At 68.8% G+C, this 21806-nt stretch carries 20 protein-coding genes; 5 read left to right on the top strand and 15 right to left on the bottom strand.

Features of this window, described 5'->3' with window-relative positions; all coding sequences use genetic code 11:
• Positions 1–20 precede the first annotated feature (20 nt).
• The 5 genes from IEX50_RS15005 to IEX50_RS15025 all read right to left on the bottom strand — a co-directional run bounded on the left by IEX50_RS15005 (position 21) and on the right by IEX50_RS15025 (position 6130).
• Positions 21–275, bottom strand: a complete 255-nt coding sequence (locus tag IEX50_RS15005; RefSeq protein WP_157177132.1) for a ribbon-helix-helix domain-containing protein — start codon at positions 273–275, stop codon at positions 21–23.
• 11 nt (positions 276–286) lie between these two features.
• Positions 287–1009 (bottom strand): acetoacetyl-CoA reductase, encoded by a 723-nt coding sequence (gene phbB, locus IEX50_RS15010; protein ID WP_157176955.1) that lies wholly within the window; start codon positions 1007–1009, stop codon positions 287–289.
• A 32-nt stretch (positions 1010–1041) separates the two neighbouring features.
• A complete protein-coding gene (gene hemH, locus IEX50_RS15015; protein ID WP_157176954.1) occupies positions 1042–2049 on the bottom strand; it encodes a ferrochelatase in 1008 nt (335 codons plus the stop codon).
• A 128-nt stretch (positions 2050–2177) separates the two neighbouring features.
• The gene (locus IEX50_RS15020; RefSeq protein ID WP_157176953.1) at positions 2178–4385 is read right to left on the bottom strand and encodes a xanthine dehydrogenase family protein molybdopterin-binding subunit; all 2208 of its coding nucleotides are present in this window, start codon (positions 4383–4385) and stop codon (positions 2178–2180) included.
• A gap of 47 nt (positions 4386–4432) precedes the next feature.
• The gene (locus IEX50_RS15025) at positions 4433–6130 is read right to left on the bottom strand and encodes a class I adenylate-forming enzyme family protein (protein WP_157176952.1); all 1698 of its coding nucleotides are present in this window, start codon (positions 6128–6130) and stop codon (positions 4433–4435) included.
• A gap of 70 nt (positions 6131–6200) precedes the next feature.
• Between IEX50_RS15025 and lgt the strand changes: the two genes are divergently transcribed.
• The 4 genes from lgt to IEX50_RS15045 all read left to right on the top strand — a co-directional run bounded on the left by lgt (position 6201) and on the right by IEX50_RS15045 (position 9662).
• Positions 6201–7091, top strand: coding sequence for a prolipoprotein diacylglyceryl transferase (gene lgt, locus IEX50_RS15030; protein ID WP_157176951.1), 891 nt, complete (start codon positions 6201–6203; stop codon positions 7089–7091).
• Entirely contained in the window at positions 7075–8103 is a 1029-nt protein-coding gene (locus IEX50_RS15035; protein WP_373285328.1) for a class I SAM-dependent methyltransferase, read from the top strand. Before lgt ends, IEX50_RS15035 begins: the two co-directional genes overlap by 17 nt.
• Positions 8104–8166: 63 nt before the next feature.
• The gene (locus tag IEX50_RS15040) at positions 8167–9048 is read left to right on the top strand and encodes a dienelactone hydrolase family protein (RefSeq protein WP_157176950.1); all 882 of its coding nucleotides are present in this window, start codon (positions 8167–8169) and stop codon (positions 9046–9048) included.
• Positions 9045–9662 (top strand): glutathione S-transferase family protein, encoded by a 618-nt coding sequence (locus IEX50_RS15045; protein ID WP_157176949.1) that lies wholly within the window; start codon positions 9045–9047, stop codon positions 9660–9662. Before IEX50_RS15040 ends, IEX50_RS15045 begins: the two co-directional genes overlap by 4 nt.
• A 60-nt stretch (positions 9663–9722) precedes the next feature.
• Here IEX50_RS15045 and IEX50_RS15050 read toward each other — a convergent pair whose 3' ends face one another.
• Positions 9723–10448, bottom strand: coding sequence for a Bax inhibitor-1/YccA family protein (locus IEX50_RS15050; protein WP_157176948.1), 726 nt, complete (start codon positions 10446–10448; stop codon positions 9723–9725).
• Positions 10449–10659: 211 nt separating this feature from the next.
• Here IEX50_RS15050 and IEX50_RS15055 point away from each other — a divergent pair, with 211 nt between their 5' ends.
• Positions 10660–12264, top strand: coding sequence for an MFS transporter (locus tag IEX50_RS15055; protein WP_229674093.1), 1605 nt, complete (start codon positions 10660–10662; stop codon positions 12262–12264).
• Between the two features lie 4 nt (positions 12265–12268).
• Here the strand turns inward: IEX50_RS15055 and IEX50_RS15060 are convergent, their stop codons facing one another.
• From IEX50_RS15060 to IEX50_RS17565, 9 genes are all read right to left on the bottom strand, one after another.
• Positions 12269–12823 (bottom strand): superoxide dismutase family protein, encoded by a 555-nt coding sequence (locus IEX50_RS15060; protein WP_157176946.1) that lies wholly within the window; start codon positions 12821–12823, stop codon positions 12269–12271.
• A 539-nt stretch (positions 12824–13362) separates the two neighbouring features.
• Positions 13363–14472: an OmpA family protein gene (locus IEX50_RS15065; RefSeq protein ID WP_157176945.1), complete on the bottom strand. Its 1110-nt coding sequence runs from the start codon at positions 14470–14472 to the stop codon at positions 13363–13365.
• A gap of 198 nt (positions 14473–14670) precedes the next feature.
• Positions 14671–15171, bottom strand: a complete 501-nt coding sequence (locus tag IEX50_RS15070) for a DUF2793 domain-containing protein (protein ID WP_157176944.1) — start codon at positions 15169–15171, stop codon at positions 14671–14673.
• 19 nt (positions 15172–15190) lie between these two features.
• Positions 15191–17386 carry a GTA baseplate fiber-binding domain-containing protein gene (locus IEX50_RS15075; protein ID WP_157176943.1) on the bottom strand — a complete coding sequence of 732 codons (2196 nt, stop codon included), beginning with the start codon at positions 17384–17386 and terminating at the stop codon, positions 15191–15193.
• A gap of 3 nt (positions 17387–17389) precedes the next feature.
• The gene (locus IEX50_RS15080; RefSeq protein WP_184075321.1) at positions 17390–17779 is read right to left on the bottom strand and encodes a peptidoglycan endopeptidase; all 390 of its coding nucleotides are present in this window, start codon (positions 17777–17779) and stop codon (positions 17390–17392) included.
• A gap of 1 nt (position 17780) precedes the next feature.
• Positions 17781–18599 carry a phage/gene transfer agent baseplate hub protein gene (locus IEX50_RS15085; protein ID WP_157176942.1) on the bottom strand — a complete coding sequence of 273 codons (819 nt, stop codon included), beginning with the start codon at positions 18597–18599 and terminating at the stop codon, positions 17781–17783.
• 12 nt (positions 18600–18611) lie between these two features.
• Positions 18612–20924, bottom strand: coding sequence for a DUF2460 domain-containing protein (locus IEX50_RS15090; RefSeq protein WP_157176941.1), 2313 nt, complete (start codon positions 20922–20924; stop codon positions 18612–18614).
• Positions 20925–21030: 106 nt separating this feature from the next.
• On the bottom strand, positions 21031–21621 hold the full coding sequence (locus IEX50_RS15095) for a tail tape measure protein (protein ID WP_157176940.1): 591 nt from the start codon (positions 21619–21621) through the stop codon (positions 21031–21033).
• Entirely contained in the window at positions 21614–21781 is a 168-nt protein-coding gene (locus IEX50_RS17565) for a phage tail assembly chaperone (protein WP_229674099.1), read from the bottom strand. Before IEX50_RS17565 ends, IEX50_RS15095 begins: the two co-directional genes overlap by 8 nt.
• Positions 21782–21806: the final 25 nt, after the last annotated feature.

Below are 21806 nucleotides of genomic sequence, written 5' to 3' on the forward strand. Positions count from 1 at the left end.
AGAAAAAAGCCCCCTCCCTTTCAAGGGAGGGGGTTGGGGGTGGGTGGTACCTGTTCACCGGCAAAACGCTCGAACAACCAGACCCGCAAAGCACTCGTCAAATTCGGCGGATCAACCGCTTCGATCCGCACGGCATCGATCCGCGCGACCAGCGCATTCACCGGGATCGCATCCTCAGCCGCGGCGCGGTCAAGTGCCGCCCAGAACACCGGCTCGAGCGACACGGACGTGGCGTGCCCGGCGATCGTCACCGAACGCTTCACCGGACCCGCCACCGCGCCGTGCCTCAATACATGTGCTGGCCGCCGTTGATCGACAACGTCGATCCGGTGACGAACCCCGCGTCCTCGCCGCACAGGAACGCCACGCCGCGCGCGATCTCGTCCGCCTGGCCCAACCGCCCGACCGGCACCTTGGCGACGATTTTGGCCAGCACGTCGGCCGGCACCGCGGCGACCATGTCCGTGTCGATATAGCCCGGCGCGATCGCATTGACCGTCACGCCGAACCGCGCGCCTTCCTGCGCCAGCGCCTTGGTGAAGCCGTGGATGCCAGACTTCGCCGCGGCATAGTTCACCTGGCCATATTGCCCGGCCTGCCCGTTGATCGACCCGATGTTGACGATCCGACCCCAGCCGCGATCCTTCATGCCGGCAAACGTCGCCTTGGCCATGTTGAAGCAACCGCCAAGATTGGTGTCGATCACTTCCTTCCACGCCTCGTAGCTCATCCGCAGCAGCGTACCGTCGCGCGTGATGCCGGCATTGTTCACCACCACGTCGACCGGCCCCAGAGCCGCCTCGACCGCGGCCACGCCGTCCAGGCATGCCTGATGATCCGACACGTCCCAACGGAACGCCTGGATGCCGGTCCGCTCGGTGAAGCCCCGTGCACGCTCCTCATTCCCGGCATAGTTCGCCGCGACGGTCATCCCCGCCTTCTGCAACGCAAGGCTGATCGCCTCACCGATGCCACGCGTTCCCCCGGTGACGATTGCGACGCGTGCCATAGACTCTCTCCTGCTTTGTGCTTTCCGGCACGTTAAGCAGGCCGCTGCCAGCCTTCAAGTTCCCGCGCGACAAGTTTTTCGAGCAACGCGACGCCGAGGTCGCTGTCGTTCAGGCACGGCAGATAGGCAAAACGCTCGCCGCCAGCCTCCTCGAACGTCTCGCGCCCGCGGATCGCCATCTCCTCCAGCGTCTCCAGGCAATCGGCGGAGAAGCCCGGCGCCACCACCGCAACCGACTTCACGCCCTGCGCGGGCAACGCCGCCAGCGTCAGGTCGGTCGCCGGTTCCAGCCACTTCGCCGGGCCGAAACGCGACTGGAACGCGATCGTGATCGGCCGCCCCATCGATTCCGACAACAGTCGCGCCGTCTTCTGGCAATGGCAGTGATAGGGATCGCCCAGCGCCAGCGTCCGCTTCGGCATGCCGTGGAAACTCGCGATGATCCGCTGCGGCTCGAAATCCAGCTGCGCCAAGCTCGCGTCGATCGAGGCATGCAGCGCGGCGATATAGTCCGGATCGTCATGATAAGGCGGCATCGTGCGCAACGCCGGCTGCCACCGCATCTTGGCCAGCACGGCGAATGCCTGATCGTTCGCGGTCGCGGTCGTCGCCGCGCAATATTGCGGATAGAGCGGCGCCAGCAGGATGCGCTCGCACCCCGCCGCCTTCATCGCGGCCAGCTTGTCCGGGATCGACGGATTGCCGTAACGCATCGCATGTTCGACCAGCACACCCGACCCGAACCGGTCCTTCAGCGCAAGCGACTGCGCGGTCGTGATCGCCTGCAACGGCGATCCGTCCTCGCGCCACACCTGAGCGTAAGCGTGCGCCGACTTCTTGGGTCGCACGTTCAGGATGACGCCGCGCAGGATCGGCTGCCACAGCAATTGCGGGATCTCGATCACCCGCTTGTCGGACAGGAACTGCCCGAGATAGCGCTTCACCGACTTGGCATCGGGCGCATCGGGCGTGCCCAGGTTCATCAGAAGCACGCCGATGCGCGGCTTCGGGACGGGCGGATGATCGGGGGGAAGGTTCATGCTTCGATAGGTAGTCGCTCGCCAACCGGAAGGAAGCGATAATCCACGATCACTCTGACCACTTCTTACCTAACCCTCCCCACTGCAGGCGGGTACGGCGGGGAGCTTGGCCCGGAGAGACCGCAACCTCAAACCCGCAAGGGCAACGTCCGCCGCCGATACCCCAGCGTCGCAATCGCATTGGCGATCGCCGGCGCAACCGGCGGCACCGCGATCTCGCCCACCCCGCCCGGCGCAGCCCCGCTTGCGATCAGTTCGACCACGATCTCCGGCGTCGTTGCCAGCAAAGGCAGGGCCAACCCATCGAAATTGCGCTGCTCCGGCACCCCCGCCACATAGTCCAACGCCCCGCCTAGCGCCGCCGCCAGCCCCCAGACGATCCCGCCCTCGATCTGCGCACGCACCGTGTCGGGGTGGATCAACCGGCCGGCGTCGACCACCGCGGTGATCCGATCGACCCGGACACGCCCGCCCTCCACCGCCACCTGCGCCACCATGGCGACATGCGATCCGAAACTGGAATGGATCGCGATCCCCTGCCCCGACCCGGCACCACCGCCCTCCCAGCCGCCCAGCGCCGTGGCGGTGGACAGGCACCGCGCCAGCCGCGGCTGCCCGCCGAGCATCGCGATCCGGTAGGAGAACGGGTCGACCCCGGCCTGCACCGCCAGCATGTCGATGAAGCTCTCGGTAAAGAACGCGGTGTAGCTGTGCGCCACGCTGCGCCACATCCCCGTCTCGATCCCGACCGCGACCGGCAGATGATCGACCGCCAGCACCGGGATGGCATAGGGCGGGACGGCCCCCGCCACCGCGGCCGGTTCCGCGCCCTGTTCGCCGCCCGCCAGCCGCGGCGTGATCCGCGCCGCCACCTCCCGCCCGCTGGACGGCGCCGCGATCCGCGCATGCCACCCGCGGATCGTCCCGCCCGCCCCCGGTCGCGCCGCGAGGAAAGCCCGCGCCGGCGGCCGGTTGCGGCTGCGCATTGTCTCCTCCTCACGCGACCAGACGAGCTGGACCGGCCGCTTCACCTCGATCGCGATCAGCGCCGCCTGCACCGCGGCGTCGTTGTCCACCTTGCGCCCGAATCCGCCGCCGATCGGCATCGGATAGATCACGACATTGCCTGCCGAAAAGCCGGTCGCCCGCGCCACCGCATCCCGCGACGCGGTCAATGCCTGCGTCGGCATCCAGACCTCCAGCCGATCCCCCGTCACCCGCGCCGTCGCGGTCAGCGTCTCCATCGGAGCATGCGCGGCGAACGGCACCACGAACTCCGCGGTCAGCAGGTTCGCGCCGGTAAAGACCTCTTCCAGGTCACCCACCGCCGCGATCCGCTCACCCTCGCCGCTCGCCAGCGCTGCGGTGAGGGCCCGATCGACCGACGCACCATCCGGCACCGGACCGTCTGACCCGAACTGCGGATCGATCGCGTCCAGCCCGCGGTTCGCCGCCCACCAGTTCGTCGCCACCACGGCGACCCAATGCGCGTTCTGGATCACCGCCTTCACGCCCGGCACCCGCTCCCCCGCGGCAAGCGTCACGCCGCGCAACCGGGAGCCACCGGCCGGCGCACCGCGCACGGATGCGTAAAGCATCCCGGGCAACCGCAAGTCGCCCGCATAGCGGATCGATCCATCCACCTTTGCCGGCAGGTCCAGCCGCGGCACGCTCCGCCCCGACACGCCGCCCGCCCCCGGCGTCCGCAGCACCAGCGTGCGCGGCAGCGTCAGCCCCGCCGCCTCCGCTGCCAGTTCCGCGAACCGCAACCGATCCGCACCGCGCACCACGAAGCCGTCCTTCGTATCGCACGCCTGCCAGTCGATCCCCCAGCGCCGCGCCGCCGCCATGCACAGCAGGATGCGCGCGCCCGCGCCGGCCGCCCGATACCGCGCCTCGAACCCGCGCACCGAACTCGACCCGCCGGTCAGCTGGAACGCACTCCGCCGCGCCAGCTCCCGCCCAACGGTGCCCGCGAAACCCGTCAACGCATGCGGCGCTGCATTGCGCGCCGCCTCATCCATCACGAAATCGTTGGCGTAGAGCGGGTTGATCGGCGCCGGCTCGACCGACACCGTCCGCCAGTCCGCACCCAGTTCGTCCGCCAGCATCTGCGGCAGCGCGGTCCAGACGCCCTGGCCCATCTCGGCCTGCGGCACGACGACCGCGACATGCCCGTCCTCGCCGATCTTCACGAACCCGTCGAAGATCGTCTCGCCCGGCGCCGCGACCAGATTATGCCGATAGCTGCGCGGCCACAGCCCCCACCCGATCAGCAGCCCCGCCCCGATCCCACCGGTCACGAGCAGGTTCCGGCGGCTGATCCTGTCGTCCATCACGCGGCGATAGCGTCAAGAAACGCCCGAAGGAATAGCGCCCCGTGTCACGCCTCGGCCTGAGCCGCCACATAGCCCTCGCGCAGCGTCTTCTTGTCGATCTTGCCGGTCCCCAGCTTCGGCAGCGGTTCGGTCGAGAACCAGATCCGCTCGGGCAGCTTGTACCGCGCGAGGCGCACCGTGAGGAACTCGGTCAGGTCGTGCTCGGTCAGCGATCCCGGATCGGTCAGGTGGACCACCGCCGCCGGCACCTCGCCCAGCCGCTCGTCCGGCAGCCCGAACACGCACGCCTCCGCCACTTCGGGATTGGCGTAGATCGCGGTCTCGACCTCCTGGCACCCGATATTCTCGCCGCCGCGGATGATGATGTCCTTCGCGCGATCAACGATGAACAGATAGCCGTCCGGATCGAGATAGCCGATGTCACCCGTCAGGAAATACGGCCCGCGAAACGCCGCCGCGGTCGCCGCCGGATTGTCCCAATATCCGCGGAAGTTCGCACGCGACCGGATCGCGATCTCCCCGCGCTCGCCCGGCGCGACCGGCGACCCATCCTCATCGAAGATTGCAACGTCCGTGAACGGGGCCTGCGGCTTCCCCGTCGACGCGGGTTTGGCGGCATAGTTGTTGCGGAAGTTCGTGCATCCCACCGCATTGGTTTCGGTGAGGCCGTAACCCAGCATCGGCGCGCTGCCCGGAAAGCTCTCGATCAGCCGCGCGACGTGCGACACCGGCCGGGCCGCCCCGCCCGCTCCGATGTCGAGCAACGACGACGTATCGAACTTGTCGCGCTCGGGATGCTGCATCATCTCCAGGCTCATCGTCGGCACCCCGACGAAATAAGTCACCTTCTCCGCCTCGACTAGGCGCAGCGCCTCGCCCGCATCCCATTTGCGCATCAGCACCATGGTCCGCCCGATCGCGAAGCTGTTCAGCATCACCGGCACCGCGCCGGTAACATGAAACAGCGGCACGGCGACCAGCGTCACCGGCGGGTTGGGCGGCGGCCGCCCCTCCTCCACCATCAGGTGGAGCAGCGACGCGGTATAGGCCAGGAACGTATAGGCGCCCGTCACGACCGCGATATGCTGCGACACCGCTCCCTTCGCGCGCCCGGTCGATCCGGACGTGAACAGGATCGTCGCATCGTCCTCCGGCATCACATCCGGGAGCGCCGCGGTGGCGATCCCGTCGAGCAACGGGTCGAGCGCCTCGGCCAGGTCCGCTTCGATCGGCAGGACGATCGTCGGCACGGTGATCCCGGCCGCCGCCATCCGCCGGCCGCGCTCCGCATCCGCGACGATCAGCTTGGGCGAAACGAGCGCGATCGCCCCGGCCAGCTCGTCCGGCTGCCACCAGCCGTTCACCAGCGTCGCGACCGCCCCGGCCTTCACCACCGCCATGTACAGCGCGATCCAGGCCGGGCAGTTGCGCATCGCGATCACGACGCGGTCACCCTTCTCCACGCCCCACCCGCCGCAGAACGCCGCCGCCGTCCGGTCCGACCAAGCCGCCATATCGCCGAACGTCAGCCGTTCCGCGCCCGCCACGACAGCCGTCGTGCCCGCGTGCGCCGCACAGAAATGGGTGAAGAACGCCGCCAGCGTCGCCGGTGCACTGGTGACAACCGCGTTGCCCGGCACCATCGGCCCGACCCCGTCCGCGGGGCCCGCGATCAGTGGCCCGTGCGACCCGGTAATCCCGCCGATCGCCGTTTCCAGACGGATGTCGAGCTCGCTTGCCATAACATTCTCCCGCTCTCTTTTCGTTTCTTGTTCCTCCCTTTATGAGGGGCGAAATCGCCGGGGAAAAGCCTTGATCCTGAACCTCCTCGCCGACGCTACGGCAGCCTTGGATTTCTCTTCGCTCGGGTTGTCCCCGATCGCATTGGACCTCGGAACTTGGCGGATCGGCGGCCTCTCCCTGCACCCGCAGGTCCACTGGTACTCGCTCGGCTACATCGCCGGAATCATGTTCGGCTACTGGTATCTGACGCGGCTGCTGCAGCATCCCGGCGCCCCGATGGCCAAGCGCCATGCTGAGGATCTGGTGTTCTACGCCACCATCGGCATTCTGGCGGGGGGGCGGCTCGGCTACGTCCTGTTCTACAAACCGGAAATCCTGCGTAACCCGATCGAGGTGCTGTATCTGTGGGAAGGCGGCATGTCGCTCCACGGCGGCCTGCTCGGCACGATCATCGCAATCCTGCTGCTCGCGCGGAAGAACGGGCTGAACGCGCTACGCGTCTGCGACTATGTCGCGGTCTGCACGCCGCCGGCGCTCGGGCTCGTCCGGCTCGCCAACTTCGTCAACGGGGAGCTGTGGGGTCGTCCCACGACGCTGCCTTGGGGCGTCATCTTCCCGCGCACCGGCGACGGCATCCCGCGCCACCCGTCGCAGCTTTACGAGGCGGCACTCGAAGGCGTTCTGTTGTTCATCGTGCTGAACTTCCTCTTCTGGCGGGCCGACGCGCGCTACAAGCCCGGCTTCCTCGTCGGCAGCGGCCTGCTCGGCTACGGCATCATCCGCTTCCTGATCGAACTGGTGCGCCAGCCCGATGCCGGCCTCGAACATCTCAGCTGGGGGCTCACCATGGGCCAGACGCTCAGCGTGCCGATGCTCGCCGCCGGACTCTACCTGATCGCCACCGCCGCCGGCCGGCGCGTCCGCGTCGAACCGATCGCCGGGAGTGAGAGCGTCGCCTGATACGCTCGCCGAGACGTTGGCGGCGCGGATCGCCGCCGACGGTCCCATGCCGCTCGACCGGTGGATGGACGCCGCCAATACGCATTACTACGCGACGCGCGATCCGCTCGGGCTGGCGGGCGACTTCACCACTGCCCCGGAAATCAGCCAGATGTTCGGCGAACTGACCGGCCTCTGGCTCGCCGACCTGTGGGACCGCGCCGGCCGCCCGCCCGCCGCCTATGTCGAACTCGGCCCCGGTCGCGGCACGCTGGCGGTCGATGCGCTCCGTGCCATGCGCAAGGCGGGGCTTGTTCCCGCCGTCCACCTCGTCGAAACCAGCCCCGCCCTGCGCGCGGCACAGGCGGCCAGGCTGCCCGACTCGGTCTGGCATGACGACGTCACCACGCTGCCGACGGATCGTGCGCTGCTGGTCGTCGCCAACGAATTCTTCGACGCGCTCCCGATCCGCCAGGCGGTCCGCACGGCAGACGGCTGGTGCGAACGGGTCGTCACGCACGGCCCGGACGGCTTCGCCTTCGCACTTGGAGGTCAAGTCCCCGGCGAAGACGCTCCCGAAGGCACCATCACCGAAACCCGCCCCGCCGCCGAGCCGATCCTCGCGGCCCTCGCCCCCCGGATCGCCGCGCAAGGCGGCACCCTGCTCGCCATCGACTATGGCTACCGCGATCCCGCGCACGGCGACACGTTCCAGGCCGTCCGCGCCCACGCCTTCGCCGATCCGCTGCTCGACCCAGGCGAGGCGGACCTCACGGCCCATGTCGATTTCACCGCGCTCGCCGCCGCTGGTGCCCCGCTCACCGCGTCCGGCCCGGTCGATCAGGGCGAGTGGCTGCTCCGGCTCGGCATCGCCGCACGCGCCGCAACCCTGGCGCGCGGTACGCCGGCCCAGGCGGAAGCAATCGCCGCCGCCTATCGCCGCCTGACCGCCGCCGATGCGATGGGCCATCTGTTCAAGGTGCTCGCGCTCACCGCCCCGTCCTGGCCCGAACCCGCCGGACTGCGCGGCTAGCGACTCGCTTGCCAGCACCCGCGGAAAAAGGGACCATCTCCGAAACACCGACGGAGACGGATCATGGACCCCGACGACCTCAAGGCGCAGGCAATCGCGTTGCACGACCGTTTCACGCACGAGACGCATGACCGCCGCGCGTTCATGGCCGATCTCGCAAAACTCGCGGGCGGTTCCGCGGCGGCCGGCGCGCTGCTCGCCACCATCGGGGCAGACCCCGCCGCCGCCGCGATCATCCCCGCCGACGACCCGCGCCTCAAAACCAGCAATGTCCGCTGGACCGTCGCCCCCGGCCGCGTGATGCACGGCTACATGGCGCTGCCCGCCAAGGCGCGCGGTCGCCAGCCCGCCATCATGGTGATCCACGAGAATCGCGGCCTGAACGACTATGTCCGCGACGTCGCCCGCCGCGTCGCGCTCGCCGGCTATGTCGCGCTCGCGCCCGATTTCCTGTCGACCGCGGGCGGCACCCCGGCGGACCAAGACGTCGCCCGCGACATGATCGGCAAGCTCGACCTGCCGCGCATCGTCCAGGACGGCGTGGCGACACTCGCCTGGCTGAAGGGCAATCGCTACGCCACCGGCAAGGTCGGCGTCGTCGGCTTCTGCTGGGGCGGCGCCATGGTCAACCGGCTCGCGGTCGCGGGCGGCGACGCGCTGGCGGCCGGGGTCGCCTATTACGGCCCCGCGCCCGATCCATCGGAGGCGGCAAAGGTCAAGGCCGCGATGACGCTGCACTATGCCGGACTCGACGAACGCGTGAACAAGACAGCACAGCCGTGGATCGATGCGCTGAAGGCCGCCGGGGTCCCCGTCCAGGCCTACTTCTACCCGGGCGTGAGCCACGCTTTCTATAACGACACCTCGGTCGATCGCTACGACAAGGCCGCCGCCGACCTGTCCTGGCAGCGTACGCTCGCCGCATTCAAGGCCGCACTCGCATGACCGGCCTCACGCTCTACACAAACCCCATGTCGCGCGGCCGCATCGCGCGCTGGATGCTGGAAGAGGTCGGCGCGCCCTACGAACGCGTGGTGCTCGGCTATGACGGCGCGATGAAGGACCCGGACTTTCTCGCCATCAACCCGATGGGCAAGGTTCCGACCATCCGCCACGGCGAAACCGTCGTCACCGAAACCGCCGCGGTCTGCGCCTATCTGGCGGACAGCTTCCCGGACGCCGGCCTCGCACCGCCGCTTGCGGACCGCGGCGCCTATTATCGCTGGCTGTTCTTCGCCGCCGGCCCGTTGGAGGCCGCGGTCACCAACGCTTCACTCGGCGCCGACTTTGCCCCTGGAAAGGCCGGCTCGCTCGGCTACGGAACGCTCGAGACCACGCTCGACACGCTCGAACAGGCACTCACCGGTCACGATTACCTCGCCGCGGACCATTTCACCGCGGCCGATCTCTATGTCGGATCCCACCTCGGCTGGGGCATGATGTTCGGCAGCATTCCGGCCCGCCCCGCCTTCGGGCAGTACCGTGACCGGCTTTACGCCCGCCCCGCCTATCTACGCGCCGCCGCGCTAGACGACGCCGACATGCCCACTCCCGCCTGACACGAAAAGGCCCGGCGGATAGCTCCGCCGGGCCTTCCTTACACTCGGTTCAAACCGCGATCAGCGACGATCGCCCATGAAGCTGAGCAGGAACGTGAACATGTTGATGAAGTCCAGATAGAGCGTCAGCGCGCCCATCACGACGGATTTGCCCATGAAGTCCGAGCCCTGAACCTGGAAGTACATGCTCTTGATCTTCTGCGTGTCGTACGCGGTCAGGCCCGCGAACAGCAGCACGCCGATGGCGCTGATGGCCATCTGCATCGCCGGCGACTTCAGGAAAATGTTGATCACCATCGCGATCAGCAACCCGACGACACCCATGATCAGGAACGTGCCGAGACCCGACAGATCCTTCTTCGTGGTGTAGCCAAACAGGCTCAGACCGGCGAACGCACCTGCCGTCGCGAAGAACGTCGTTGCGATCGAGGTGCCGGTGTAGATGAGGAAGATCGTCGACATCGACAGGCCCATCACCGCCGCAAACGCCCAGAACGTCGCCTGCGCGGCGGTCGTCGACATGCGGTTGATGCCGAAGCCCAGCACCATCACGAACGCCAGCGGCGCGAAGATGATCAGGTAACGCAGCGGCGTCGCCATGACCTGAGCGGCCAGGCCGCTCGACGCGAAGCCGAGCGCGACCAGACCGGTCAGCAGAACACCGGACGCCATGTAGTTGTAGACGGACAACATATAGGACCGCAGGCCGGCATCGCGGGCCGCGGACGTGTCCCGGCCTGCCGAGCGCGGCACGGCCGTCGTACGGGGGTCAGACCAATTCGCCATTGCGATAAACTCCACTGTGGGTGCAAAACGCACCGCTACTCATGGAATATCATCCTCCTGCACCCGATTTTCAAGCGGCGTCGCCTGGTTCGACATGTCAAATCATTGCTGGCGCCCCGGCGGGCCGGCGTTGTGACTATCACTTTACGAACACGTCAACCTGGCCCAAACCCGTGTCAGGCGACGGCATGATCGCGACGGGAGAGGCATGATGGAGAACGACGCGCGGCCGGGCGGCTACCGCTGGTATGTGCTCGGCCTGTTCACGATCGTGTACGCGTTCAATTTCATCGATCGCCAGATCGTCACCATCCTCGCGCCGTATCTAAAGGCGGATCTCGGCCTGACCGATGCACAGATCGGCCTGCTGTTCGGCACCGCCTTCGCGCTGTTCTACGCTCTGTTCGGTCTGCCGCTCGCCCGGCTGGCGGATGGCTGGCACCGCGTGCGGACCCTCTCGATCGGCCTCGGCCTCTGGTCTGCGATGACGGCCGTGTCCGGTACCGCCGGCAATTTCGGGCAGCTCGCGCTCGCCCGCGTCGGCGTCGGGATCGGCGAGGCGAGCGCCAGCCCCTCCGCCTTCTCGATTCTGCAGGACTATTTCCCCAAGGCCCAGCGCGCCACCGCGCTCGCGGTCTACTCCAGCGGCATCTATCTCGGCGCCGGCGCCTCGCTGATGATCGGCGGGCACGTCGTCGCCACCTGGGACCGGCTGTTCCCAGCCAGCACCGCGCCCTTCGGCCTGGTCGGATGGCAGGCGGCCTACATGGCGGTCGGCCTGCCCGGGCTGCTTCTCGCGCTGCTTGTCGTCACCACGGTGCGTGAGCCGGTCCGCGGCGCGATCGACGGTCACCCCCATCCAGGCGACCCACACCCGTTCCGCGCCGCCTTCCGCGAACTCGGCACGCTGTTCCCGCCGTTCAGCATCCTGACGTTGCGCCGGCTCGGTGCCCGCCCCGCCGCGATCCGCACCAACCTGCTGATGCTCGCCGCCATCGTCTTTATAGCCATTGTAATAGTGTGGATCACCGACGGACTGCTCGCCCCCGCCAAACGCGCTGCGATCTTCCGGATCGGCGACACGGCCATCACGACGAACATGGTCCAGTGGACCGCGATCGCGATCGGCGCCTATGCGGTCGTTTCCTGGATCCAGTCTGTCCGACTGCGCGACCCGACGACCGCAGCGCTCATGATCGGTTCTCCAAGCTTTGTTGCGGTCGCGCTCGCCGGTGGCCTGCTCAGCTTCGGCAGCTACGGCCTCAGCGCGTTCATCTATCTCTACGGCACCACCTATCTCGGGATGCAGCCGGCCGACGGCTTCACCATCGGCGCGATCGCCGCGGTCGCGGGTGGCCTGGGCACCATGCTCGGCGGCGTCATCGCGGATGCCGCCCGCCGCCGCCACCCCGCGGGCCGACTCTACGTCGCCGCATCCGCCGCCGCCGTTTCTGGCGTGCTGACGATCGTGCAGTATATGGTAGTCGACCTGACGACCTTCTACATCCTGAACTTCGCTGCCACGCTCTGCCTGACGATGTGGCTCGGGCCGACGTTCGCGACCGGTCAGGATCATGTCCTGCCCCGCATGCGCGGCACCGCGACCGCCGTCCAGTTCCTCGGCATCAATCTGATCGGCCTGGGCCTCGGCCCCTACTGGATCGGCCTCGTCAGCGACATCACGGGCAGCCTGCGCGTCGCGATCATGACCGCGGTCGTGCCGATCCCGATCGTCATCGCCTTGTTCCTGTTCGCCGCACGCCGACTGCCCGCCGCCGAAGCCCGCGTGGCCAACCTTGCGGCCGCCACGCGGTAATCGGTCAGGCGGCGGTCACGACGCCGCAAGCCAGGCGTGCCCCGCTGTTGCCCGATGGATCGGTTCGGTAATCGTCCGCCGCCGCGTGAATGATCAACGCGGCCCCATCCGCGTCCATCAGGGGAGACGCACCACCGGTCAGGGTCGCGCCCGGCACCATCGTCTCGACCCGGCCGGTGCCATCTGACCCGATCTCGATGTTGGGCAGATCGCCCGAATGCGGCCCGACACCCGAGTCCTTACCGTGCTTCATCGCCGTCGGGTTCCAATGCCCGCCTGCGGTCGTGAAGTCCGGCGCGTCGCAACGGCCCGTCGTGTGAAAATGGATCCCCTTCGGTCCGGGCGTCATGCCCATCGCCGACACGGTCAGCATCAGCCCGCCCGGCCCCTGGCGCAACGTCGCCATGCCTTTTGGCGCACCCGACGCATCCATCAACGCTACCTTTGCGGATGCTTCAGCCGCGCTACCGCGCTCCGCCGCGACGCCGCTCCCGTTCATTGCGCACCCGCTCGCACCGAGACCGATGACGACCGCCGCGCCCAAAACAAGTTTCCGCATGTCACACTCCCTGTTGCTTCGATGCATCAACGTATTGCAAGCCCGCTTGCTCCGTTGGCCAAAGGAAGTAACAGGTGACCTAAGATACCTGACGTCCATGTTCTCATGCCAAGACATCACCAGAGAGCTGGCAAGGGTTCGTTGCAGACCCGTCGTCTGGTTCGGCCCGCATGGTCCGTCGCAACAAGCCGGGGGCGGCGGAAACGGGACTCAAGCGAGGGTTCTAAATTAAGCTTCCGGACCGAGCTTCCGGACCGAGCTTCCGGACCGAGCTTCCGGACCGAGCTTCCGGACCGAGCTTCCGGACCGAGCTTCCGGACCGAGCTTCCGGACCGAGCTTCCGGACCGAGCTTCCGGACCGAGCTTCCGGACCGAGCTTCCGGACCGAGCTTCCGGACCGAGCTTCCGGACCGAGCTTCCGGACCGAGCTTCCGGACCGAGCTTCCGCTAATCTGGCCCGGACGCAACAAAAAAGGCCGGCCCCTCGCGGGACCGGCCTCCTAGGTTCGCCGTCCCCACCAGAAGGCGGGGACAGGAAATCACATGCCCGAACCCGGACCGTAGGTGATTTCCACGCGACGGTTCTGCGGCTCGCGCACACCATCGGCGGTTTCCACCAGCGGGCGGCTTTCGCCGAACGCTTCGGTCGTGATCGAACCTTCGCCGATGCCCTTGCCGGACAGGTAGGACTTCACTGCGTCCGCACGACGCTGCGAAAGGCCGACGTTGTAGCGATCCGAACCCGACTTATCGGCGTGACCTGCGAGCATGACCGAAGCCGAACCCGAAGTCGCGAACGCCTGTGCGGCGTTGTCGAGGATGGTTGCTGCTTCCGGCGTGATGTCCGACTTGTCCCAATCGAAGAACACGATGAACGGACCGGCCGGGATCGGCGCGACCGGTGCAGGTGCAACTGGCTCAGGCGGAAGCGGAGCAGGCGCCGGTGCCGGCTCGACGGGCGGCGGTGCTGCCGGTTCGCCGAAGTTGAACACGAGGCTGGCGAGCAGCGAGTGCGACCGGAAGCGACCTTCTGCTTCCTGACCGTTGCCACCAGAGTAGCGCAGGTTGTCGACGTTGAAGAAACGGTACTTCAGACCGAAATCAACATTGTCGGTGACCGGGTAACGCACGCCGGCAATTGCCTGCCATGCGAAACGCGTGTCGCTGTCGTCGATGGCATTGATGCCGCCGTTGAAGCGATAGATGTTGGCCGAAACGCGAGCGATACCCGCGCCGCCGCCCACATACCCGTTCAGGCCGTCGTCGGCACCGAAGTCGAGCAGACCGTTGACCATGAAGCTGAGCGCGTCGGTGGAACCCGAACGCTTGCTCTCGTAACGGCCGTTCGGCACGCCACCGAAGCTGTTCGCGAGGCCCGACTTGGTCAGGGCTTCGTTCTCAGCCTTCTTGTAGCCGACTTCGCCTTCGATGCGGACCGGACCGAAGTCGTAGCCCACGATGCCGTCGACGTCGAAACCATATTCATGGTCCACGCTCAGGCCGTTGTTGACAGTACCGATATCGAACTTCGAATCTTCGACGAGCATCGCGCCGCCTTCGACACCAACATACCAGGCGTTGTCCTTCGCCATGGCAGGCGTCGCGAGCGCCGTGGTAGCAAGCGCGACCGTGATGGCCAGCTTACGCATATAAATCCCCTTTCGTTCGTGTCCCGGAAGGAACCCGTGGTTTTCCTAACTAACCCGACCCCCCCACGCAAGCGTACTGGACCCGGAAGCGTTGCAAAAAGGCAACGTACGCACCAAAAGTGCCACGCTTCCATCCTGCAGACGAGGCCCTTAACACAGCAATGTTGGAACAGTTTCCCCCGGCACGAAAAAAAAGAGCTACGTGGTAATTAGGCCATGGTTTCGCAGGGCCGTCAACACCGCCGACAGGGTCGCACGCCCTTGAATATCCACCGTTTCCCCGCCCGAGGGGCCAAGGATCGCCGGCTGTCGCGTACCGACCACGCGAAGCCCGCCGACCGCCACACCACCAGTCGGCAACGGCCCCGTGCTCCATGCTGCCCCCGTCCAGAACGCGTGTTGCCCGGCATCCACGATCCAGGCCGTCATCCCCGGAGTCGGCATCACGAATCGCCAGCCCCCATTGGTCCAGCAGGCGATCTGCCCCTGCCGCCTCGTCCAGGCCCCCACGCCATCCGCCGGCACCGCCCAGCTCTGTCCGATCCGCGGATCGCCCGGCGGCACGGCCAGCGTCAGGGTCTCGACCACCGGGTGCACGACGATATCGAGGATCGCCAGCGCCTCGTTATGCGTCACTTCCTTCTGCGCCTGACCCGCGACGATCGCCGGCAACCCAAAGCGCGCACTTGCCTCCGCCATCATCATCTCCCCGTTTCCATCACAAAATTATTGTCTGGCAGGCCTCGACGGAGATCCCCGCCGTTCCGATCTGCGCGACCGTGAACGACACATCCTTCCCCCGGGCGCGACCGTCGGCGGCCTGCATAGCCGGCGCATAGACCCAGTCCGGCATGTCGACCGTCACGGTCCGCACCGGACCGTCCGCGCCCAGGATGGTCAGACGGTATCGCTCCGCCTCCTCCCCCAACGGCGCATCGGCGCCGTCCGCCCATGACCAGCCGCCACGGCTGCGGCGAGTCCACGAAAGCCGAACCGAGTCGTCCCCCTCCCGAACCGCGCGCAGTCGAACCAGCGACGGTGGCCGCAACGCTCGCCCCCTGAACGCCCGCACCCGCTCGATCGCGCGCTCGTCGCCGATCCCGCTCGCCAGGATCAGCGCGTCCGATCCGACCGCGCTCGCCGCCAGCGTCATGGTCGCCAACCGGTCCGGCTCGATCAGTACGAACGGCTCGTCCGCCGCATGCCCCTCGATCGCCCCCTCCGTTCCGTACCGCCCGCGCAGCAGCCGCGTCAGCCGGAACCGCGCGACGCCGACCTGCTCTACCGCGCCGAACTGGATCAGTTCGTCCCCGACCAGCGCCAGGTTCGCACCGTTCAGCATCGCCGCGTCGGATCGTCCCTCCAGCGTCATCGTATCGTTCAGCAACCGCACCTCGATCGCGGTCCGCATATCGAACAAAGTCGATCCTGCCGCCGGCGTCGCCACCGCGATCCGCCCGATCGTCGCCGCCGGCGCGGTCCGCCCGATCGAGCTCAGCGTCGCGCCGCCGTCGAGGCTGCCCGACAGCATCGCGACCCGCCAACCGGCCGACACGCCCGCCGCCGCGACGTGGATCGCGCCACCGCTCGCCACGCCCGGCACCCCGGCGGGCAGTTCGAACGTCACGATCGTAGTGGCTCCGTGCGGTCGATCCGCCTGCATCACCGCCCGACCCGGCACCCCCGCCACCATCGGCGCCGCACGCGCCCCGGTCGGCTCCGCCACCAGCCGCATCTCGACCACCATCCGCTCGATCGTCGCGCCTGCCACCCGCCAGACCCCACCGATCCCCGGCACAGTCACCGCCGCCCCCGGACCGATCGCCATATAGCGCCACGGCAGCCGCACGACCGCCTCCCGCCGCGCCGCCCAATCCGCCGCCAGCCGCCGCTCAGCGATACTGCGCGCCACCGCCGCCGCCAGCACCGCGGGCAATTCCAGCGCCATCACCCGCCGCCCGACACCGCCCCGCCCGGCGCGTTGCAGCCCCGCCTGATAATCGCGATCGATCTCGTAATACGCGACGGTCACCGCGTCCGACACGGTCCCGGCCGCGCGCTGGTCCCGCTGCAACCTTACACCACCCACCGCGCCGGCGGCCGCACCGATCGCCTCGGTAGGCAGCTCGACCGCCACCCCCGCCCCCTCGGTCAGCACCAGCCCGCCGTCCGCGTCGACCAGCACGGACGGCACCGCCGCCGACAATGTCTCCACCGCGCCGCGGACGCTGTCCCCGCTCGCCGCATAGCCGAGCACCGTCGTCGCTGTCCGGTCCGCGATCGCCCCGTCGGACAGCGCCGCCGCCACCGCCCCGATCGTGACCGGCCCGTCATCCGCCTCCACCTCGAAACTCAGCGAAGGGATGCGGTTGCCGTACGCGGCCAGCTGCATGTCCTCGAACACGACATAGGCCAGCCCGCGATAGGCCGGCGTCTCCCCGACCCCTTCGACGGCCGCGATCAGAGGATCCGCCGCCTGCCCCTCGTCCCCGTCATGAAAGCGGAACTTCGTCCTGCCCTTCCAGTCCCCCGCCGCCCCGCGCAGCAGCGTTCCGTCCGCCCAGATCCGTCCCACCGACCGCAACCGCCGCGCGGACAGCGCCACCGCGAACGAGGCGGCGTAGCTATATTGTGTCGTCCCCGGCTGGCCCTTCCCGCCGCCGCTCCGCGTGCCCGTCTCCTTCAGGTCGGTCGCCCAGATCACCGTACCTGCCACCCGCATCCGCCCGAACAGCTTCGGGATCATGCTGCCATAGGACGACGTCTGCACGCTCAGGTCGCCCAGCCGCGGCCCCCGCCCGCCGCCGCCACCCAGCACCGCACCGTCGATCCGGTTGCCGATCAGCGCGCCCACCGCACCACCAATCGGCCCGCCCACCAGCGTGCCGACCGTCGTCAGGACCAATGTCGCCATCGCCTATGCCTCCCCGAACTGCCAGCTTGCAATCACCGGCCACGGCACCGCCCCCGGCACCGCGACGATCCGCCCGATTCCGGCATCCGCATGGACGAAGCCGTCCGCCGTCCGGATGACCAAATGGAACTGCCGCGCCCCCGCCTCGACCAGCAGCACCGCGCCCGGCCCCGGCACGTCCGTCCGCACGAGCCCCGCGGCATCGACCAGCGCCGCCACCGCCTCCGCCGTCCCGCCGCGCATCGCATAGCGCGCCGGCACGCGTTCCAGCGGCAACTGCCCGGCAAAGGCGATCAGCCCGACACAGTCGAGCCCGTACGCCGGCACGCGTCCCTGCGCGCGAAATCGTACGCCGACGCACGCCCGCGCCCGCGCGATCACATCGTCGCCCATGTCATTCCCCCGGATATCGTGTCAGCAGGTCGTTGCCCGGCAGATGCGGCTCCCCGCGGAAATTCGCTGCGTTGCCGAAGCGCGCGCTGCATGTCGCCAGACTCCGGTCGCACCCTTCGGTCAGCTCGACCCGGTCCCCCACCACCGTCCCGAGCGGCGGCGGATCGCGCAGGAACAACGTACCCGCCTCGCTCCACGCGATCTCGCTGGACAACCCGCTCCCCGCCCCGTCCAGCCAGCGGATCCGCCCGCCGGTCCAGCGATGCGCGCGCCCACCGTCGTCCTGCACCGAAACCGTCTGCGCATCGGTCACGCCCGCGATCACACTCATCACCACGCGCCCGGCCATGTCGACCCGGCACCGCCGGTCGCCCAGCTCGGCCCGGCATTCGGGCGAGGTCCGCTCCACCACCGGCCGCTCCAGCACCGCCGTCGGCCCGCGCAGTTCCGCCTGGAACGCGCCGTCCCGCGTCGCGACATCGCCGATCTCGCCCCGCGCCAGCGCCACCGAACCGCCATCCGGATCGCCCCAGTCGACCGCGAACAGCCGCACCGCCGCCCCGTCCCACCGCCCCGCATCCAGGTCCGTCGCCGATATTCGGTCGTGGGTCAGCGCCCCTGCGACATTCAGCGTCTCGACCGCGAACCCCGCCTCGCGCGTCACGGCGGACGGCACCATCCCGGGTGCGGCGGCATAGGTCATGCCGTCCACCACCAGGTCGTGGTCGTGCCCGGTGAACCCCAGGCTGATCCCGTCCCGCCGGTCCAGCCGCCAGCAAAAGGCGACGCGCGTCAACTCCGGCTGCAACCAGTCGGCCATGCGCTCTCTCCTTCAGGTTTCGCGGATCTCGATCATCGGCACCGACGCCATCTCGCCTGCCAGATAGGTCGCTCGCGACACGTCGATCCGGTCCTCCGCGAACCGCACGGGCACGTCGAACCGGAACCCGGCGGTCACCACAGCACCCACCCCCGGCGCGGCATCGAACACCACCGTCCCGCCCGGATCGAGCGTCCACCCGCCGATCAGCGCCGCGCCATCCACGCCAACCCGCACGCTGCCCGCCACCGGCCGCGTGATCCGCCGCAGCTGGGCCTCCTCCCCGTCGCCGTAAGATTTGATCAGCGCGAACCGCGTCGTCTTCCCGTCGCCGACCCCGATCCGCTGGTCGCGATACGCCGGCGCATCGGTCATGCCCGCCGAACTGTCGTCATACGGGTCGCGCAGCCGGAACCCCTTTGCCGCGCCTCGTCTCGCGCGGAAGAACGCGATCAGCGTCTGCGCATCCTCGTCGGACCGCACGCCCGGCCCGGCATCGTACCGCATCCGCGCCTCCGCCCAGTCGGCGTTGCGCTGCTCGTGCCCGGACGCACTCGTCACCACCGCGGTGGAGAAGTTGGGGCTGACACTCGCCTGCCGCCCCAGCGCGATCGGAAAATCCACATCGTCGAACGGCGTCATCGCCTCTCCCTCCGTATCCCAATGGACGAACCCGTCGCGCGCCACCTGCGGCAGCGCCCAGATAAAGACGTCCGCGATCCCCCGCGCCCGCCCGGCCTCCGCGGCCGCATCGATCGCGCGCCACTCGGCGGACGCCTCGCGGTTCAGCACGAAGCCCGAAAAATATTGCTGCTCGTCGATCGGATATCCCAGCCGCGCGGTCATCGCGTCCACGCCGCGCGCGGTCGCCCCGCTGTTGCCGGTCGTCACCCAGTCATAATCCTCCAATTGGAGGACATCGAACGCCGGCCGCGCCCAGCCCATCGGCACGTTTGCGCGCCGCAGCTCCGGCGCCGCCCGGTCCAGCACCGTCGGCAGATAGACGAGCAACGCGACCCGACATCCCGGCGCCTCCGCCCGCACCGCGTCGCGCAACGCCAGCGTCGAGGCCGCCAGCAACGCCCCCGCTTGGTCGAGCATCGCGCGCTGCGCCGCATCCATCGGCATCGCCACATCCGCGATCGACACGAGGCCCGCGCCGAACACCGCCCGCGCGGCCGCATCGTACAAGCATGGCTGCCCGCCCGGCGCGACCCACCACCACGGCTCCCCCACCTGGAACCACGGCTCCAGCCCCGCCGCCACCGCGATCCGCACGAACGCGCGCCCCACCTGATGGAGATACCCCATCGCCCCCTCATGCGCGGGCGACAGCAAGGTCGACGGCGGCACCCACCCGGTCAGCGCCGGCGCCCCGCCCTCCGTTCGCTGCTTCCAGTCGCCCCACGCATGCGCATCGAACAGCTCGTAGCTCAGCGACAGGATAAACCGATATCCCAACGACTTGCACCGCATTGCGAAGTCGCGGTGCCAGCTCTCGCAAGCGACGTTCAACACACCGCCCCGCAAGCTGACGAGCAGGTTATTCCCGGCCTGCTCCAGCCTAAAATAATGGCTCATCCCGACATAGTGGTTGATGACCTCGCGGTACCCGAGCAGCACCGCGTTGCGCAGTACCCGCTCCGGCGTCAGGTTGTACGCGTCGTCATATCCGGTCGCGATCCGCATCGCGTGCGCCGGCACCATCGCATCGCCCAGCGCCAGGACGGACCCCGCCCCGTCGCACCTCATGTCGGAGATCTCGACCCAGCCCTCGGCCGGTGCCGCCAGCGCCCCGCCCGCCGGGTCGTAGTCCGGTGCCACCAGCGAAACGAACATCCGGTCGATATCGCCCGCCCACACCGGGTCCGCCTCCGCCGGCAGCAGAAAGCCGCCGTCCAGCCTGGCGAAATCGATCGACACCACCGCGTCCTCTGGATCGCCCACCGCATAGTTCGACAGCCGCACATACCAGGCGCGCGCCTGCCCCGCCGCATCGCGCCCCTCGATCGTCAGCGTCGGTCCGTTGATCGCATCCAGCGCGCGGATGCCCCCCGACCGCCACCGGAACCGCAGGCTGCACTCCCGATAATCCCTATCCGTCTCGTAACTTGCGAGCGGATGGTCCCACCGATCCTCCGACGCCCAGATCAGCCCGGCGAGGTCGTCGCGGTTGTAGAACACTGCATCCACCCGCAACGCATGCGGCCCCGTCGTCACGACCGACGCCATCACCGGCCGCGGAAAATCCACCGTCCAGAACCGCACGTCGAACCGCTTGAGATACCTCGTCTCGGTCCGCTCCGAAGCCAGTCGCCAACCCATCAGGACCTCCATTCAAAGAGCAACACGCCCCCTCTCCCCACCGGGGAGAGGGTTGGGGAGAGGGGCGTTTTTAGGTGGAGCGCCCGTAGGAATTACGCCTACGCTCTCACCGCTCCGCCGCCGCCAGCGCAGTCCGCACCGCGCGCGCCACTTGCCGCGAGGACCGCGCCAGCGCCTCCGGTGCCGCCCCCGCCGCGACATTCACCGAAATCGCCACCCGCACCTCGCGCGCCGCCTCCCCCGGCACCGCAGCCGCCGCCCGCACCGCCCCGCTACTCGTCGGCACGAACAATTCCGGCCCGCGCTCCCCCACGACATAGGCCGCCCCCGGCGACACCGGCCCGCCCGTCGCCCGCCCCGGCAAGCCGGCCACCGCCCCCACCAGGGTCGCCGCCACCGACGCCAACCCGCCGCCGCCCTTCGACCCGCCGCCCCCGAGCACCGAAGCGATCCCGCCCGACACCGCCGCCGCCGCGATCTCGCCCAGCACCGCCAGCGCGCTGCGCTTCAGGTCGTCGAACCCCAGCTTCCCCGTCCGCACCGCACGCGCCAGCGCCGTCTCGATCGCCCGCCCCGCCCGATCCGCATCGCGTTCCAGCGGCGACGCCAGGCTGTCGCGCATCGTCGCCACATCGCGCGCGAACCCGGCCGTGTCGGCCCGCACGCCGATCACCAGCCGCTCGATCTCGTCATCCATCCGGATCCCTTTCCTGCATCGCGGCCAGCTCGCGCGGGCCCAGCGGTTCGTCCGTGTCGTCGCCCGCGATCACCGCCGCCAGCGCCGCCAGCTCGGCCGGCGTCGCCCGCCAGAACCGCTCCGGCCCCCACCCGAACAGCACCCCCGCCTGCCCCGCCATCCGCACCGCCGCATCGCGGAACGAC

Source organism: Sphingomonas prati (genome assembly GCF_014643515.1).
Taxonomy (GTDB): domain Bacteria; phylum Pseudomonadota; class Alphaproteobacteria; order Sphingomonadales; family Sphingomonadaceae; genus Sphingomonas_R; species Sphingomonas_R prati.

Excerpts from the sequence above, each read along its gene's own strand:
- phbB (WP_157176955.1), bottom strand. The coding sequence starts at position 1,009 with ATGGCACGCGTCGCAATCGTCACCGGGGGAACGCGTGGCATCGGTGAG.
- hemH (WP_157176954.1), bottom strand. The coding sequence starts at position 2,049 with ATGAACCTTCCCCCCGATCATCCGCCCGTCCCGAAGCCGCGCATCGGC.
- IEX50_RS15020 (WP_157176953.1), bottom strand. The coding sequence starts at position 4,385 with ATGGACGACAGGATCAGCCGCCGGAACCTGCTCGTGACCGGTGGGATC.
- IEX50_RS15025 (WP_157176952.1), bottom strand. The coding sequence starts at position 6,130 with ATGGCAAGCGAGCTCGACATCCGTCTGGAAACGGCGATCGGCGGGATT.
- IEX50_RS15040 (WP_157176950.1), top strand. The coding sequence starts at position 8,167 with ATGGACCCCGACGACCTCAAGGCGCAGGCAATCGCGTTGCACGACCGT.
- IEX50_RS15045 (WP_157176949.1), top strand. The coding sequence starts at position 9,045 with ATGACCGGCCTCACGCTCTACACAAACCCCATGTCGCGCGGCCGCATC.
- IEX50_RS15050 (WP_157176948.1), bottom strand. The coding sequence starts at position 10,448 with ATGGCGAATTGGTCTGACCCCCGTACGACGGCCGTGCCGCGCTCGGCA.
- IEX50_RS15055 (WP_229674093.1), top strand. The coding sequence starts at position 10,660 with ATGGAGAACGACGCGCGGCCGGGCGGCTACCGCTGGTATGTGCTCGGC.
- IEX50_RS15060 (WP_157176946.1), bottom strand. The coding sequence starts at position 12,823 with ATGCGGAAACTTGTTTTGGGCGCGGCGGTCGTCATCGGTCTCGGTGCG.
- IEX50_RS15065 (WP_157176945.1), bottom strand. The coding sequence starts at position 14,472 with ATGCGTAAGCTGGCCATCACGGTCGCGCTTGCTACCACGGCGCTCGCG.
- IEX50_RS15070 (WP_157176944.1), bottom strand. The coding sequence starts at position 15,171 with ATGGCGGAGGCAAGTGCGCGCTTTGGGTTGCCGGCGATCGTCGCGGGT.
- IEX50_RS15075 (WP_157176943.1), bottom strand. The coding sequence starts at position 17,386 with ATGGCGACATTGGTCCTGACGACGGTCGGCACGCTGGTGGGCGGGCCG.
- IEX50_RS15080 (WP_184075321.1), bottom strand. The coding sequence starts at position 17,779 with ATGGGCGACGATGTGATCGCGCGGGCGCGGGCGTGCGTCGGCGTACGA.
- IEX50_RS15085 (WP_157176942.1), bottom strand. The coding sequence starts at position 18,599 with ATGGCCGACTGGTTGCAGCCGGAGTTGACGCGCGTCGCCTTTTGCTGG.
- IEX50_RS15090 (WP_157176941.1), bottom strand. The coding sequence starts at position 20,924 with ATGGGTTGGCGACTGGCTTCGGAGCGGACCGAGACGAGGTATCTCAAG.
- IEX50_RS15095 (WP_157176940.1), bottom strand. The coding sequence starts at position 21,621 with ATGGATGACGAGATCGAGCGGCTGGTGATCGGCGTGCGGGCCGACACG.
- IEX50_RS17565 (WP_229674099.1), bottom strand. The coding sequence starts at position 21,781 with ATGGCGGGGCAGGCGGGGGTGCTGTTCGGGTGGGGGCCGGAGCGGTTC.